Origin of the sequence: Streptomyces sp. NPDC059008 (assembly GCF_042749045.1) — a bacterium.
GTDB lineage: Bacteria > Actinomycetota > Actinomycetes > Streptomycetales > Streptomycetaceae > Streptomyces.
In genome coordinates this window covers 1-14,375 of the sequence record NZ_JBHYJC010000002.1, presented here as the reverse complement: position 1 = coordinate 14,375, position 14,375 = coordinate 1, and the positions used below count along the sequence as shown (strand labels likewise).

Sequence of the window (14,375 nt, the reverse complement as noted above, 5' to 3'; positions counted from 1 at the left end):
GGTCCTCAGACCGAGTGCGCGCTCTTGTAGTCGGCGAGCCGCAGCCCGTGGGCCTTGGCCAGCGCGGCGATGTCGATGACCTGTTGGCGGCTGATGTTCCCGTAGGAGTAGTGCTGGTCGAGGCCGGCCAGGCCCATCAGAGCCGTCTCCGCCATGCAGGCGAACAGCTGGCCGGCCTCCAGGAAGGCGCGCGCCGAGGGGTGCAGGCTCTCGCCGTGGGGCGTGGCGACGATGCCGCCGAGCATGTACGCCAGGTCGGGCCGCTGCTCGGCGAGGCCCGCAACGGCGTTGTTGGGCACGGCGATGTCGCAGATCACCGTGTTCGGCGCGAAGTGCTCGCCGGTCAGGAACGGTTCGGGGCTGTTGGAGGCGCACAGCACCAGCTGCGCCTCCTTCAGGGCGGCGCTGTCCTGGGTGACGGTCAGGAACGGGTCGCTGCCGTAGCGCTCCTGAAGGTACGCAGCGATCGCCCGGCCCCGGCCCGCGTCGTCGGCCGGCCCCTCTGCCAGCCACTTGGTGATCAGCGGCTCCTCGGCGAGCCGCGCCGGGATCCCGGTCAGCTCCCCGCCTTCCGCGATCCGCGACCAGCACTCCTGGTAGACCCCGTGCACGGTGTTCTGCAGCCGCCTGGCCGAGCCGTCCCGCCGGCTGCCGACCAGCACGATGCGGCCGAGCCGCTCGGCGAAGAGCTGGCTGTAGACCGAGGCGATGTTGCCGGCCGCACCGACCACGGCCAGCGTGGCGTCCTCGACCCGCCAGCCGCGGTCCTTCGCGCCCCGCTCCATGGCCTGCACACCCATGGCCACGGTCAGCGCGTTGCCGGAGGTCAGCGCGATCCCCGGGACCCGCAGCGAGGTGCAGTTGGCGGTGACGATGGAGGTGTACATCCCCAGGCCCGCCACCACGCAGCCGTCGTCGCGGGCGGCCTGCACCCGCTCCTCGATGTCCGCGCGGATGCCCGTGACGTCCCCCGAGGCGAGGTAGCCGCCCATCTGCTCGGAGCCGACCATCAGCGGATAGAGGGCGAACTCGACGGCGCTGCCGAGCGGCGAGTCGATCCGCACGCCGGGGTAGGGCGCCGCCGTCTTGACCGGGTCCATGCCCAGGACGAAGGAGCGCAGCGCCGCGTCACCGAAGTCGGCGAGCGCCGGGTCCACCTGCCGCAGATGGGCCGGTTCGATGAGGTGGTTGAGGAACGCCACCTTGCGCACCGGCCCGGTCGCCGGGCGCCCCCCGCCCTGCTCGTATCCGGCCACCGCGCCCCGGAAGTCCCTGATCTCCGCCCGCGGTTTGGGGATCCGCCGGTCGCTGGCCGGGTGGACCAGGTGCAGGGTGTCCTCGTAGCGCAGGATGCGGCACAGCCGCGCAAGGGCCCCGCGCAGGCGCTCGATCTCCTCGTCGGTGAGGTACGCCGAGGGCTGGATGCGCAGCACGTTGCCGGCGCTGCCGGTCGGCGCGATCCGGATGCCTTCCTGGCGCAGCAGGTAGCCGGAGAGCAGATAGCCCAGCGAGCCGGTGTAGGCGCTGCCGCGCAGCACCATGGAGCGGGCCTCGCCCTGGTCCTTGAGCTCCAGGCCGATGAACAGGCCCTTGCCGCGGACGTCCTCGACGACGTCGGGGAAGTCCGCCTTGAGTCCGGTGAGCATGGCGGTGAGTTTCTCGCCGCGCTCGGCGACCCGCCGGTAGACCTCTCCGTCGTCCGCCTCCAGCAGCTCGACGACCTTGTGCGCGACGGACGAGGAGAAGTCGTCCATGGCGAAGGTCGAGCTGTGGATGATGTCGAACTCGCCCTGGTACAGCGACCGGCGGACCAGCATGGCGGAGATCTTGGCGAGCCCGCCGCCCAGCGACTTCGACAGCGCGTAGTAGTCGCCGCGCAGTCCGATGAGCGAGCTGGCCAGGAACGCGCCGCAGCGGCCCATGCCGCTCTGCACCTCGTCGAGGATCAGCGGGGTGCCGACCTTGTTGCAGAACAGCCGGATGGCCCGGCCCTGCTCGGCCGTCAGCACGTGGATACCGCCCTCGCCCTGCACCGGCTCGGCCAGGAACGCGGTGATGACCGGCAGGCCGCGCTCGACGACCTTGATCCGCCCGGCGTCGATCTCGGTGTCCAGCAGCGTCACCCGCTCCTCGTCGGCGATCGCCTCCAGCGTCTCCAGCCGGTCCATGGACACGAACCGCACCCGCGCGCCGAGGTGGGTGAACGGGGCGCGGAAGCCGCTGTTGTAGGTGAGCTGGACGCTGCCGACGAGCTTGCCGTGGAAGGAGCGCTCCAGTGCCAGGAACAGCGGCCGGGTGGCGAGCGCCGCCGCGTTGTGGGCCTCCACGGCCGCCAGCAGCGCGTCGACGCTTCGGTCGTGCGGCGCCCGCTCCCGGACGGCCGGCAGCCGGAAGGCGTCCGCGTCGAGGACGGCGTCCCCGCGGCGGACGGCCTCCCGCGCGGCCGCCGCGTTGCCGGCGATCTCGTCGGCGAGCGCGGTGACCTTGTCCACCCGGACGAGTTCGGCGTGCTTGACGGCCGCCTCGACGGCCTCGGCGCCGCTGTTGCCGAAGGTGGCGACGTACGGCTCCTTGGCGGAGGTCTCCCGGCGGACGACGTCGCTGAGCGCGGCGCCGAGCCGGCCGGCCTCGCCGCGCAGCGAGAACTGCGCGTGCACGGCGAGGTCGCGGTCCAGCAGCGCGCGGGCGTGCGCGACGATCTCGGGGTGGTTGTGGCCGAGGATCAGGGAGCCGTAGCCGCCCATGAGGTCCAGGACCGGGATGTCCCTGCCCTGCTCGTCACGGTGGTAGAGGGTGTTGCCCTGCGCGCGGACGTACTCCACGTCCAGCCCCAGGGCGGCGAAGATCCGCCCCATCCGGGGCTGAACGAAGTCGGTGAACTGCGACATGGTGATGGTGGTCCCCTCGTGCGTCAGGGCGTGTGCGGGCGCTGGGCGAGCAGCGCGCCGGCGAACCCGTTGAAGGTGCTGTGCAGGCTCAGCACGGAGTCGATCCGGCGCTTCCTGGGCGCGCCCATGACGAAGTCGGTGCCGTCGTCGGGCGGGGTGCGCAGATGGGCGATCGGCGGCAGCTCGCCCTCGGCGAACAGGTGCGGCGCCAGGGCGAGTTCGGCCAGCGGCCCGGCGGCGCCGAGCGTGCCGGTGACCGGGCGCAGCGAACCGACCGGGACGCCGCTGTCCTTCAGCAGCGCCCGCAGCAGCTCGGCCTCGGCCGCGTCGTGCGCGACGGTGCCCTTGCCGTCGGCGAGGACCGCGCCCAGGGTGTCGGGCGTCAGACCGTGGTCGGCCAGCAGCCCGCGGGGCCCCTCGGCGAGGGTGGACGGGCCGATGCCGCTGTCCACCGCGGGCCGCAGCGCGGCGCCGAGGAACGTCACCAGCGGCCGTGCGCCGCGCCGTGCGGCATCGCCGGCCCGCTCCAGTACGAGCGCCACCGCGCCCTCCGCCAGGACCGTGCCGTCGCGCTCCGCGTCGAAGCTGCGCACCGCCGCGCCGCCGGCGCCGCCCGCGCTCAAGTGCCCGGCACGGTACTGCGCGGCCAGCTTCAACGGCTCGTTGTAGCTGCCCGCGCCGACCACCAGGGCCGTGTCGCAGTGGCCCTGGCGGAGGGTGAAGGCGGCCCGCTGCAGCGCCCCGAGCGCGGCCCCGGCGTCCTGGACGAACGCCGCGCAGTCGCCGCGGAAGCGCTGGGCGATGGAGACCATCGCCAGGGTGTTGTTGTTGAGCGCCCTGATCACGGTGAACGGGTTGAAGGTGGCGGCGTTGCCGAACGCCTCGGCCACCAGCCGCTGCAGGTCCACCCCCGCCTGCGGGGAGGTGTCCGACCGGGCCCGGTCGAGCGCCTTGTGGAAGGCGGCGGCGCTCAGTTCGGTGGAGTCGTCCTGGGCGACGTAGAGCCCGCGGCGCTCCTCCGGGATCGCCTGCCAGCTCTCACCGGCCTGCTCCATGGCGTCCTGCGCGGCGAGCACCGCGTTGAAGGTGAAGGCCGTGCCGAACTTCCGCAGCTTGTGCGGCACGCTCTCCCGACTCTGCTGCTGCAGCTCGTCGGGGACGTGCCCGAAGTGGGTGATCTTCTCGGTCCGTACGTACGGGTCCCGGTAGGGGGAGAGCGCGGGCTGCGCCGCGCGCCAGGCCGACCACAGGGCCTGCGGCCCGCGACCGGTGGGCAGCACCGCGCCGATACCGGTCACCACGACGGCGTCGGGGTCGGACCAGCGGTCCGCGGGGCCGGAGGGAGGGTTCGTGTTCGCAGGGTCAGGAGTCATAACCGCGCACCACCAGACTGGCGTTGAGTCCGCCGAAGCCGAAGGAATTGCTCACTGCCACCGGCACCTCCTGGTGCCGGGCCTTGTCCGGGACGTAGTCGAGGTCGCAGGCCGGATCCGGGTTCTGCAGGTTCAGCGTCGGCGGCACGATGCCGTCGCGCACGGACAGCACCGTGGCGATCAGCTCAGGGGCGCCGGCCGCCGCGATCAGATGGCCCAGGGCGGTCTTGTTGGCGGTGACCGCGAGCCTGCGGTAGTGCTCGCCGCGGGCGAAGACATCCTTGATCGCCCGGGTCTCGGCCGGGTCGTTGAGCGGGGTGGAGGTGCCGTGCGCGTTGATCGAGGCCACCTCGTCCGGCTCCACCCCGCCGTCGGCCAGCGCCCGGCTCATCGCCAGCGCCGCGCCCCTGCCCTCCGGATGCGGCGCGGTGACCTGGTACGCGTCCAGGGAGCTGCCGAAGCCGGCCACCTCCGCGTAGATCCGCGCTCCGCGTCGGCGGGCGCTCTCCTCGCTCTCCAGCACCAGCATCGCCGCGCCCTCCCCGGCGACCAGACCGCTGCGGTCGCGGTCGAAGGCGCGGCACAGCCGGTCCCCGAACAGCTCCGACGTCGACGGCGCGCCCAGCAGGTGCAGGCCCGTCATCGTGGGCAGGTTCAGCACCGAGTCGGCGCCGCCCACCAGCATCGCGTCCACCTCACCGCGGCGGATCATCCGGAAGCCGTGGCCGATGGCGTGGCTGGCGCCCGCGCAGGCGGTGCTGTAGTTCAGCGCCGGCCCGCGCAGCCGGTGGCGGGTGGCGATCCCGGCCGCCAGCGCGTCGTTGGTGCAGAACAGGCCGCTCGCACGGTCGAGTTCGGCGCGCCGGTCGTACAGCGTCTGCCAGCCGGGCTGCCCGTCGTCCCCGATGGCGTGCAGCAGTTCGTGGGCGTCGCGCTCGGGGACGCCCGAGCCGACGGCCGTACCGACCCGGCCCGGCGGGCGCGCGGCGTCGTCGCCGGCGTCGAGCCCGGCGTCGGCCAGCGCCTGCCCGGCGGCCGCCAGGCCGAACCGCATCCGCCGCTCCATCGGCCGGTCCAGGCCCTCGTCGGCGCCGTGGCGCCGGGCGAACTCCGCGTCGTCGACCGGCGCCGCATAGCGCACCGGGAAGTCCTCCACGCCCGGCGGTCGCCAGGCGCGGATCGCCGAGCGGCCCTCGCACAGGCCCTCCCACACCGTCTGCCGGTCGAGCCCCAGTCCGCAGACGGCGCCCATGCCGGTCACCACGACACGGCGGCTCATCGGTCCCCTCCTTCCAGTACGACGGCGCACACCTGACCGCGCACCCCGCACGCCAGCGCCAGCACCCGCGGGATGCCCAGGTCCTCCTCGCGCACCGCGGCGCCGTCGGCCACCAGCCGGCGCCCGCCGGCCAGGCCGTGCAGCGCCAGCAGCACATGGGCGAGCGGGTGGGCGGGTCCGAGCACGCCGGTGACGGCGGCGCTGGTGAACTCCGCGGGCCGCTCGGCGGCCCCCGCGAAGACCGCGTCGAGCGCGGCGCGCTGGGCCCGCCGCCCGTCCGGCGTCCAGACCGCGTCCGGCAGCACCCAGCCGATGCCGCCGGCGTCGGTGCCGGCCATCCGCAGCGCCGCGCGCACGGCCTCGGCGATCGCCTCGGTCCGGCCCGCGCCGTCCGCGCCGAACGCCCGCCCGTAGCCGGCCAGCCGGACCGCCGCCGCGGGCACGTCCGCGGTCCGCGCGGCGAGGAGGAAGGCGGCCCCCTCGCCCGGGGCGGCCCCGTCCCAGCCCAGCTCCTCGTACTGCGGCAGCAGCAGCGGATGGACCTTGGGGCTGACCGCCCCGATGACGGCCGCCTCGTTCTCGTCCTCGACGACCGAGAGCACCCCGTCGATCAGGGCCTGCAGCCCCGCGTCGGAGAACGGCGAGTACGCGGCCATCGCCCCGGTCAGCCCGAAGACGGCCGAGACATGGGCGGCGGCGGTGCTGTTGAGGTGGGACAGGCCGCTGAACGGCGGGACCTCGCGGGCGTAGAGCGCCGCCACCGCGTCGGGCGAACCGGCGGCCCTGCGCAGCCCGTCGAGCGCGGTGAACCGCAGCAGCTCCTCGTCCACCGTGGGCAGTCCGAGGTAGAGCCCCCAGCGCTCCCCGCCCACCGGCCCGGTGTGGCCGCCCAGCGACAGCCGGGCGCCGTAGAGCGCCATCCGGGCCTGCTTCTCCGAGGTGCGCAGCACCCTGCGGTGCACACCGAGCGTCGCGGCGTCGGGGTCGTCGACGAGGAAGGCGCTCACGGCCTCCGGCCAGGGCGACGCCGGCAGTCCGCTCGGCCGGCTGGTGTCCTTGCCGGCGACCAGGGCCTCCCACAGGGCGGCCGGGTCCGGGCCCGCCGCCGTGTACAGGCCGGGTGCGGTCAGCCGTACCGCGTCCAGGTTCGTCATCGCCCGCTCACCCCGCCTTGGCCAGGATCAGCGAGCAGTTCTGCCCGCCGAAGCCGAAGGAGTTCGACAGCACGGCGCTGACCGGCGCCGCCCGGCGCTCGGTGACGATGTCCAGCCCGCGCGTCACCTCGTCCGGCTCGGTGAAGTTCAGGGTCGGCAGAACGGACTGCCGCTGCAGGCTGAGCACCGACAGCACCGCCTCGGCCGCGCCGCTGTTCGCCAGGGAGTGCCCCATGGCGGACTTGTTGCCGGTGACCGGGATACGGGCGGCCCGCTCCCCGAACACGGTGTGCAGCGCCGCGGCCTCGCAGGTGTCGTTGGCCTCGGTCGAGGTGCCGTGCGCGTTGACGTGGTCGATGTCGCCCGGGGTGAGCCCGGCGTCGGCGAGGGCGGCGCGGATGCACTCCGCGTAGTCGGCGCCGTCGCGGGAACTGGACGTCATCTTCACCGCCTCGGTCACCCCCGCGTACCCGGCGACCCGCGCCAGGATGCCCGCGCCGCGGGCCTCGGCGTGCGCCCGCGACTCCAGTACGAGGAAGGCGGCGCCGTCGCCGATGACGAAGCCCGAGCGGTCCTTGTCGAAGGGGCGGCTGATCCGGTCGGCGTCCCGCCCTTCGGAGGGGGCCAGCGCACCCACCCCGTGGAAGGCGGCGACGGAGGTCAGCGTCGTCAGGCTCTCGGCGCCCCCGGCGAGCGCCACGTCCAGCGCTCCGCTGCGGATGTAGCGGTAGGCGCTGCCGATGGCCATGCCGCCGGCGGCACAGGCGTCGGCGTGGGTCTCCAGGACGCCGGCCGCGCCGAAGTAGTCGGCCAGGCGCACGGTGGCGGTGTCCGGCTGGATCTGCTCGTAGCGCCGCGGGTCGAGGCCGCCCTCGTCGAGGTAGCCGTCCAGGTCCAGCGCGCCGCCCTCGAAGTCGATATGGCCGGCCAGGCCGGTCAGTTCGGCGGGTTCCATGACCATGCGGTTGCAGGCGAGGAAGACGCCGCCGCGCTCGCTCTCCAGCCGCCGGGGCAGACCGCTGCGCTCCCAGGCCTGGGCGGCGGCGTGCCAGGCGAGCGTCCCGGCCGGCCCCAGCGGCCCGGCCTCCTCGGGCACCGCGTCCGCCAGCGCCTGCCGGACGTGGGGGTCGACGTGCGCGGAGACGGCGCAGGGCACTCCCCACTCCTTGTGGAGCGGGTGCTCGGTGATGAGCGTGTGTCCCTGCGCGAGATGGTCGAATAACGACTCGGGGTCGGTCAGTCGACCGGCCACCAGGCCGATCCCGGTCACCACGACCTCATGACCGGCCCCGGGGGGTATGTGGCGGTTCACTTGGGTTCCTTTCGCACGACGGGCGCCATCTGCGACTGCCCGCCGCCTCAGCCGACGGGCTGGGCGTGCCCCAGCGCCTCGAGTGCCGCGCGGACGCCGTCCGCCATCACCTCGTCACCGGTGGCCGGCTCCAGCGCCACGCCGCAACCGGCGCACTGGGCCTTGCCGGAGGGGGCGATCTGCGCCTTGTCGGCGGCGCACTCGGTGCACACCTCGGGCAGGTGGTCGAAGATCCGGTGGGTGAAGGCGGCCCAGTGCGCGCTGGTGGCCGCCCCGGCGACCTCGTACGGGCGCATCCCGGCGTGCACCTGTTCCTCGGAGTAGCCGAACGCGCTGCGCCGCAGCACCTCGGCGGCCAGCTCGGAGATGCCGCCCCGCTCGTCGTAGAGCTGCTCCGAACCGCCGAGCACCGACGCCAGCTGGTCGAGCACGTTCGACTTGGGCAGCGCCACGCCGAGCTTGGTCTCCATCTCGAAGCGGAACTCGACCAGGTCGAGCGACTCGGCGCCGAGGTCGGCGACGAGGGTGGCGTCCGCGGTGATCTCGTCGATACCGCTGCCCAGGACCTGCGCCAGGCCCTCGCGCACAATGTCGTGGATCTGCTCCGTCTCGAAGGGGTTCTGCATCGTTCTCTCCTCGTCTCTGCGCACTGCGGACGCATGGATACGCACTGTGGATGCGGCCGTTTCCAGCCATGGAAAATCCAGGGAAACGGCAGCGGAAGATACCTGGAGAAGCGCTTCGTCGCGCATGTGAAGCGATGGGCCGACACCGAAACGAAAGCGTCGGCAAAGGGCACTGGTAAGACCTGAAAAACCCACGGCAAAACAGACCGGAGCTACTTTGAGTCGGTCCGCGCGAAGGGTTCAGAAATTCACGTCAGGAGTGCCCGACAAGAGGTGACGGCCGCCGTGGCGGCGCACTCAACCTAGGAAAAACAGAAGGTCGGAACAGGCTTCCCAGCTGTGGGAAGGTCCGATTTCAGACACCGATTCAGACATGGCTGAAGGTGCTACACATGCCATCCCCCGTAGAAAAAGTTCCCCCGGTACCTGCATACAGAAACAGGCCAGAAATCGTCGGCGAGCACCTCGTCGTGATCCCCCACAAGGCCTGCACCGCCTCTCCTGGAGGCGCGATAAAAACGTTACCAGAGCCGCCCGGCACCGTCACGGAAATGTGCGATAGGTCACCTGACCCAATCACATCCGGAAGGGATTAATCCAAAAGCATCCGTGGTAATGAGAGCCTTAACGGCGGGTTCACATTCCCGAGGTTTTGTTTTCCCCCGGCCCGATGCACCGCTCCGCGCGCAGCCGCCGCGCGTACGCCGGCAGCAACCGCCCCTGGTTCACACTCACCGCACCGACCAGTCGGTCCCCGCGGTAGTGCGCCACCAGCGCCGCGCCCTCGGCCGACTCCCCCGCCTCCACGACCACCCGGTCACCGCTGCCGGGCAACCCGACCGACCTGATCCGCAGCCCGAACGCCGCCGTCCAGAACGAGGGCACATGGTCATACGGCTCCGCCGCCGCCGGCCCGGCCAGCAGATTGCGCGCCGCCAGCTCCCCCTGCGCCGCCGCATTGCTCCAATGCTCCAGCGGAACCGGCCCGTCGGCCCCCCGCACCGCATCGCACCACGCCGCGTCCCCGGCCACCACCACCCCGTGATCCGGCGCCCCCGGCGCCCCGGCACCCCGCGCGAACAGCCGCTCGTCACAGTGGATCCGCCCACCCGGCAGCGCCAGCCCCGACCCCACAAGCCACCGGGTCGCGGGCTCCATCCCGATCGCCACCACCACACAGTCCGCGGCCAGCACACCCCCGTCGACCAGCTCCACGGCGCCGACCCGCCCGCCAGTGGCCCGAAACCCCCGCACGCCGACGCCCAGCCGCAACACCACCCCCGCACGGCGCGCCGCCACGGCCACCACCTCGGAGACCACCCCGCCCAGCGCCCGCAGCGGCGCATCGGACGGCTCCACCAGCGTCACCCGCACACCCAGCCCGCTCAGCGACGACGCCAGCTCCACCCCGACGAACCCGGCCCCGACGACCACCACCTCACGGGCCCCGCCGGCCACTTCGGCCCGCAGCGCACGGACGTCCGCCAGCCCCCGCACCGTCAGCACCCCGGCCGGCACCGGCGCCCCGGGCCAGGACCTGGCCTTGGCGCCGGGCGCCAGCACCAGCCCGTCGTACGGCAGCGCCGTACCGTCGGCCAGCCGGACCCGCCGCCGCTCCCGGTCCAGTCCCACCGCCGCGACCCCCCGGATCCAGCGGGCGCCGAAGTCCTCGGCGCCCGCCAGCCGGACATCGGCCTCCGTCAACGTCCCGGACACCAGCTGCTTGGTCAGCGGCGGCCGGTCGTAGGGCAGTTCCCGCTCGTCCGACACGAGGGTCAGCCGGCCGGCGAACCCCTGCGCCCGCAGCGACTCGCCGGCCCGCACACCCGCCAGACCGGCCCCCACCACGACCACGTCGCGCAAGGTCAGGCCCCTTCGACCGAGATGGCCCGCACCGGGCAGGCCCGCGCCGCCGCGGCCACCCTGCCGGCCAGCTCAGGAGCCGGGTCCGGCGCGACCACCAGCCGCTCGTCGTCGTCCAGCGCGAACACCTCGGGCGCCACCAGCGCACACTGCCCGAGCCCGTCGCACAGCCCGTGATCCACAGTGATCTTCACCCTGCCCACTCCCCCACTCCTCAGCGCGCGTAGCGCAGCGGCAGCTCGACCAGGCCCCGGATCGCATCCGAGGGCAGCCACCGCACCTCTTCGGCCGGCACCGCCAACTCCAGCGTGCCGAACCGCCGCAGAATCTCGGTGAGCGCGATCGTCGCCTCCTGGCGGGCCAGCCGCTGCCCCAGGCAGAAGTGCGCCCCCATCCCGAACGCCACATGCTGTGCGGTCGCCCGGTGGATGTCGAACGCATGCGGATCGGCCCGCACCTCGGGATCGCGGTTGGCCGCGTTCAGCAGAAAGCGGACCAGCTCCCCCGCACGGATCGTCACGCCCCCGGCCTCGATGTCCTCGCGCGCCACCCGGTTGACCGTGGTCATCGCCGAGCCCCGAAAGCGCAGCGCCTCCTCCACCGCCGCACCCACCAGCGACGGATCGCGACGCAGCGCGGCCAGCTGCCCGGGATGGGCCAGCAGATCGTGCAGCGCGTTCGCCAGCAGATTCGTGACCGTGTCATGCCCGGCGATCAGCAACACCGCGGCGAACGACGACAGTTCCTCGTCGCTCAGCGCACCGCCGTCCTCGAACCGGGCGGCGATCAACTCGCTCAGCAGGTCCTCGGTGGGCCGCTCCCGCTTGGCGCCGATCAGCCCGATGCAGTAGCCGAACAGCTCCACCGCCGCCGACTGCATCGCCTCCGCGGACGGCGCCGCGGAGATGTCCATCGCCCACTTGCGGAACGGCTCCCGGTCCTCGGCCGGCACCCCCAGCAGCTCGCAGATCACCTCCAGCGGCATCGGATAGGTGAACTCCTCGATGAAGTCCGCCGTACCGCGGTCCCCCAGCTTGTCCAACAGCTGCCGGGTGATCTCCTCGATGCGCGGCTCCAGCTGCCGCACCGCCCGCGAGGCGAAGGCCGCACTCACCAGCCGCCGGTTCCGAGCGTGCCCGGGGTCGTCCTGCTCCAGGAGCATCACGGCCATGCCCGGGACCAGCGCCCCGTGCGGGGCGTGCGCGTGCACGTCGTTGGACAGCCGCGGATCGCCGAGCAGCTCCCGCGTCAGCCCCGCCCCCAGAACCGTCCAGGTCTCCTGCCCGTTCAGCTGCCGCGTACGGATGATGCCCTGGCTCCCGGCGAGCCGGTCCAGCTCCTGCTCCAGTCCGGCCGTCGAAGCGAGCTCGGCCAGATCCACTACCTCGGTCATGTACAGATCCCCCCTAGATGGCCCCGGGCCCTTCAGTCCCGGAGCAACTGCACGGCGAAGAACGCCAGTTGTGCGTCCATCGCGGCCGACCGGCTGCCGGCGATCCCCGACCGCATCAGCGCCGCCCCCTCCACCAGCGCCACGAACGTCTCGGCCCTGGCCCGGCAGAGCTCACCGGACCAGTCCGGCCGCCCCTGCTGGACGAACGCCTCCACATGGGCGACGTACTTGCGGTAGAACTCCCGCACCACCGCGGCGATCTCCTCGTCCCGCGCCGCCAGCGCCCACACCTCGACGTAGAGGCGGACCAGCTGCGGATCCTCCTGCTCGGCGAGGACCACGGCCACCACCTCGTCGGGGTCCGCCGGCCCCGCCGGGCTCTCCAGTGCCGACGGGTCGTCGCGCACCGTGCGCAGCCCCGTCGTCTCGGCCAGCCGCTCCAGCGAACGCTCCAGCGCCCGCTCCAGTACGGCCTTGATCAGATCGGCCCTGGTCGGGAAGTAGTGCTGCAGATGCCCGACCCGCACCCCGGCCTCACCGGCGATGGCCCGCAACGAGGCATCCGAGCCCTTGGCCACCAGCACCGCCTCGGCCGCGTCCAGCAGACTCGTCCGGCGGATGCTGCCCTGCCGGGTCAGCGTCGAGCCCTTCCCGGCGGCACCCGGCCCCTTCTCCTCCGTCATGACACCTCGACCTTCACGCCCGCCTTCTCCAGCGCGGCGACGACGTCCTGCGGCACCGGCGTCATCTCGGGGAAGGCCACCCCCTGCGGCGCGGCGGCCCCGTCCTCACCCAGCACCCGGCGCAGCCCCAACAGTCCGCCCAGCGCGGTGAGATGCGCCTGCCCGGCCGGATCGGTGAGCGTCGCCGAACGGCGCTGACCACCCCGTCCCCGCACATCGATCCGTAGCAACGCGCTGCCGCCCTCGCCCGGCGAGTACAGCATCGACCGGCGCGTCGACTCGAAGCGGTCCCCACGCCCCCACCGGAAGAACCCGGTCTTCTTGAGCGCCAACAGGGTGGACGTAGAGGAGTTGGCGCTGAACCCGATCCGGGTGAGGGCCGTGTCCACACCGAGCACCAGCGGCAGCGTGAACTGCTCCGGCGTGTCGATCCGCGCGACCTTGGTCCGGTGCCCGCCGATGTCCACGTACCCGGCACCGCTCAGCGGCATGATCATCCGTCGCCGGCCGCCCTCGGTCACCTCGTAGTCCAGGCCCAGCCGGTCCATGAACTCCACCGAGTCGGTGCCCGCCCGGTCCTTGAGGTCGTAGCGGATGGCGATCTCCACCGCCGACGCCCCGCCGACCTCCGCCGCCAGCGCCGCGGCGACCAGCCCGGTCACCCCGCCCATCCAACTGGACGACAGCAGCACCGGCGCCTTGACCGACTCCACCGCCGCCACCGCCGTGGCCCGCTGCAGTCGCGCCGTCCAGCGCGTGATGTCCACGTACGGGACACCGCCCCGGATCGCGGCCAGCAGCACCCGGTCCTCGGGGTCGTTCACCGTGCTGATCACGGCCCGCACCTTGGCCGAAAAGGGCTCCGGATCGCTCAGATCCCAGCGCCGCACCGACGCACCGACCTCATCGGCCAGCGCCTGTCCACGCTCCGGGGTACGCCCCGTGAGCAGCAGCGGCCACGAGGGAGCCGCAAGCCGCGCCAGATCCCCGCCGACCGTGCCGTAGCCGCCGACCACCAGGACCGGCCCTGTCACATCAAGCTGGATGTCATCGTCCACACGGACGAGACTAGGTCACGCGACCTAGAAAAACAACGCCAACTTTCCCGCGCCGCCCACCAGCGCCAAAACCCGCCCCCCACCCCCAACCGACCTGCGAGAACGAGGAGTTGCAGATGATCGAAGCCGTTCTTCCCACGACCGCGGTGGGCGAGGACGCCTTCGGCGACCCCGACCGGCCCCCCACCCGGCGCACATCGCCCCCGCCCTCTTCCCCGCCGAGGAACGGGCCATCGCCCACGCCGGCGCCAAGCGCCCCCACGAATTCACCGCCACCCGGCACTGCGCCCACCGCGCCCTGCCCCGGCTCGGCCTCCCCCCGACACCGCTCCCCCCTGCCACCCGCCGTACGCAACGGCATCACCACCGTTGCCGTCCCCCGCTCCCCTGGCACCTCCGCTCCCGAAACACAAAGGCCGGAAACGCAAAAAAGCCTCGTTCCCCGAGTCGAAACTCGGGGAACGAGGCTTTATCAAAATTTGTTCGGCGGCGTCCTACTCTCCCACAGGGTCTCCCCTGCAGTACCATCGGCGCTGAAAGGCTTAGCTTCCGGGTTCGGAATGTAACCGGGCGTTTCCCTAACGCTATGACCACCGAAACACTATGAAGTTAACCAACCCGGCACGGACACAGGTCGTTACTTCAGAACCTACACAGTGGACGCGAGCAACTGAGGACAAGCCCTCGGCCTATTAGTACCAGTCAACTCCACACCTTACGGCGCTTCCATATCTGGCCTATCAACC

General features: G+C 72.6%; 11 protein-coding genes, 1 rRNA gene and 1 pseudogene. 1 reads left to right on the top strand and 12 read right to left on the bottom strand.

Annotated features, from left to right (window positions below):
• Nucleotides 1-5: 5 nt before the first annotated feature.
• From ACFWZH_RS02875 to ACFWZH_RS02825, 11 genes are all read right to left on the bottom strand, one after another.
• Nucleotides 6-2,888 (bottom strand): aminotransferase class III-fold pyridoxal phosphate-dependent enzyme, encoded by a 2,883-nt coding sequence (locus ACFWZH_RS02875; protein WP_384424671.1) that lies wholly within the window; start codon nucleotides 2,886-2,888, stop codon nucleotides 6-8.
• A gap of 23 nt (nucleotides 2,889-2,911) precedes the next feature.
• Nucleotides 2,912-4,261, bottom strand: coding sequence for a beta-ketoacyl synthase N-terminal-like domain-containing protein (locus tag ACFWZH_RS02870; protein ID WP_384424670.1), 1,350 nt, complete (start codon nucleotides 4,259-4,261; stop codon nucleotides 2,912-2,914).
• Nucleotides 4,251-5,540 carry a beta-ketoacyl-[acyl-carrier-protein] synthase family protein gene (locus tag ACFWZH_RS02865; RefSeq protein WP_384424668.1) on the bottom strand — a complete coding sequence of 430 codons (1,290 nt, stop codon included), beginning with the start codon at nucleotides 5,538-5,540 and terminating at the stop codon, nucleotides 4,251-4,253. The genes ACFWZH_RS02870 and ACFWZH_RS02865 overlap by 11 nt, the downstream gene beginning before the upstream one ends.
• Nucleotides 5,537-6,694 carry a beta-ketoacyl synthase N-terminal-like domain-containing protein gene (locus tag ACFWZH_RS02860; RefSeq protein WP_384424666.1) on the bottom strand — a complete coding sequence of 386 codons (1,158 nt, stop codon included), beginning with the start codon at nucleotides 6,692-6,694 and terminating at the stop codon, nucleotides 5,537-5,539. The genes ACFWZH_RS02865 and ACFWZH_RS02860 overlap by 4 nt, the downstream gene beginning before the upstream one ends.
• A 7-nt stretch (nucleotides 6,695-6,701) precedes the next feature.
• On the bottom strand, nucleotides 6,702-8,006 hold the full coding sequence (locus ACFWZH_RS02855; RefSeq protein ID WP_384424664.1) for a beta-ketoacyl-[acyl-carrier-protein] synthase family protein: 1,305 nt from the start codon (nucleotides 8,004-8,006) through the stop codon (nucleotides 6,702-6,704).
• Between the two features lie 47 nt (nucleotides 8,007-8,053).
• On the bottom strand, nucleotides 8,054-8,632 hold the full coding sequence (locus tag ACFWZH_RS02850; RefSeq protein WP_384424662.1) for an acyl carrier protein: 579 nt from the start codon (nucleotides 8,630-8,632) through the stop codon (nucleotides 8,054-8,056).
• 636 nt (nucleotides 8,633-9,268) lie between these two features.
• Entirely contained in the window at nucleotides 9,269-10,486 is a 1,218-nt protein-coding gene (locus tag ACFWZH_RS02845) for an NAD(P)/FAD-dependent oxidoreductase (RefSeq protein WP_384425596.1), read from the bottom strand.
• An 11-nt stretch (nucleotides 10,487-10,497) separates the two neighbouring features.
• Entirely contained in the window at nucleotides 10,498-10,689 is a 192-nt protein-coding gene (locus tag ACFWZH_RS02840; RefSeq protein ID WP_384424660.1) for a ferredoxin, read from the bottom strand.
• Between the two features lie 20 nt (nucleotides 10,690-10,709).
• Nucleotides 10,710-11,888 (bottom strand): cytochrome P450, encoded by a 1,179-nt coding sequence (locus ACFWZH_RS02835; RefSeq protein ID WP_384424658.1) that lies wholly within the window; start codon nucleotides 11,886-11,888, stop codon nucleotides 10,710-10,712.
• 32 nt (nucleotides 11,889-11,920) lie between these two features.
• The gene (locus tag ACFWZH_RS02830) at nucleotides 11,921-12,571 is read right to left on the bottom strand and encodes a TetR/AcrR family transcriptional regulator (RefSeq protein ID WP_384424656.1); all 651 of its coding nucleotides are present in this window, start codon (nucleotides 12,569-12,571) and stop codon (nucleotides 11,921-11,923) included.
• Nucleotides 12,568-13,629, bottom strand: coding sequence for a saccharopine dehydrogenase (locus ACFWZH_RS02825; RefSeq protein WP_384424654.1), 1,062 nt, complete (start codon nucleotides 13,627-13,629; stop codon nucleotides 12,568-12,570). The genes ACFWZH_RS02830 and ACFWZH_RS02825 overlap by 4 nt, the downstream gene beginning before the upstream one ends.
• A 94-nt stretch (nucleotides 13,630-13,723) precedes the next feature.
• Between ACFWZH_RS02825 and ACFWZH_RS02820 the strand changes: the two are divergent.
• Nucleotides 13,724-13,966: pseudogene (locus tag ACFWZH_RS02820) on the top strand (hypothetical protein); the annotation flags it as partial.
• Between the two features lie 144 nt (nucleotides 13,967-14,110).
• Here the strand turns inward: ACFWZH_RS02820 and rrf are convergent.
• Nucleotides 14,111-14,227, bottom strand: a 5S ribosomal RNA gene (gene rrf / locus ACFWZH_RS02815).
• Nucleotides 14,228-14,375 lie beyond the last annotated feature (148 nt).

Excerpts from the sequence above, each read along its gene's own strand:
- ACFWZH_RS02830 (WP_384424656.1), bottom strand. The coding sequence starts at position 12,571 with ATGACGGAGGAGAAGGGGCCGGGTGCCGCCGGGAAGGGCTCGACGCTG.
- ACFWZH_RS02875 (WP_384424671.1), bottom strand. The coding sequence starts at position 2,888 with ATGTCGCAGTTCACCGACTTCGTTCAGCCCCGGATGGGGCGGATCTTC.
- ACFWZH_RS02850 (WP_384424662.1), bottom strand. The coding sequence starts at position 8,632 with ATGCAGAACCCCTTCGAGACGGAGCAGATCCACGACATTGTGCGCGAG.
- ACFWZH_RS02835 (WP_384424658.1), bottom strand. The coding sequence starts at position 11,888 with ATGACCGAGGTAGTGGATCTGGCCGAGCTCGCTTCGACGGCCGGACTG.
- ACFWZH_RS02865 (WP_384424668.1), bottom strand. The coding sequence starts at position 5,540 with ATGAGCCGCCGTGTCGTGGTGACCGGCATGGGCGCCGTCTGCGGACTG.
- ACFWZH_RS02860 (WP_384424666.1), bottom strand. The coding sequence starts at position 6,694 with ATGACGAACCTGGACGCGGTACGGCTGACCGCACCCGGCCTGTACACG.
- ACFWZH_RS02870 (WP_384424670.1), bottom strand. The coding sequence starts at position 4,261 with ATGACTCCTGACCCTGCGAACACGAACCCTCCCTCCGGCCCCGCGGAC.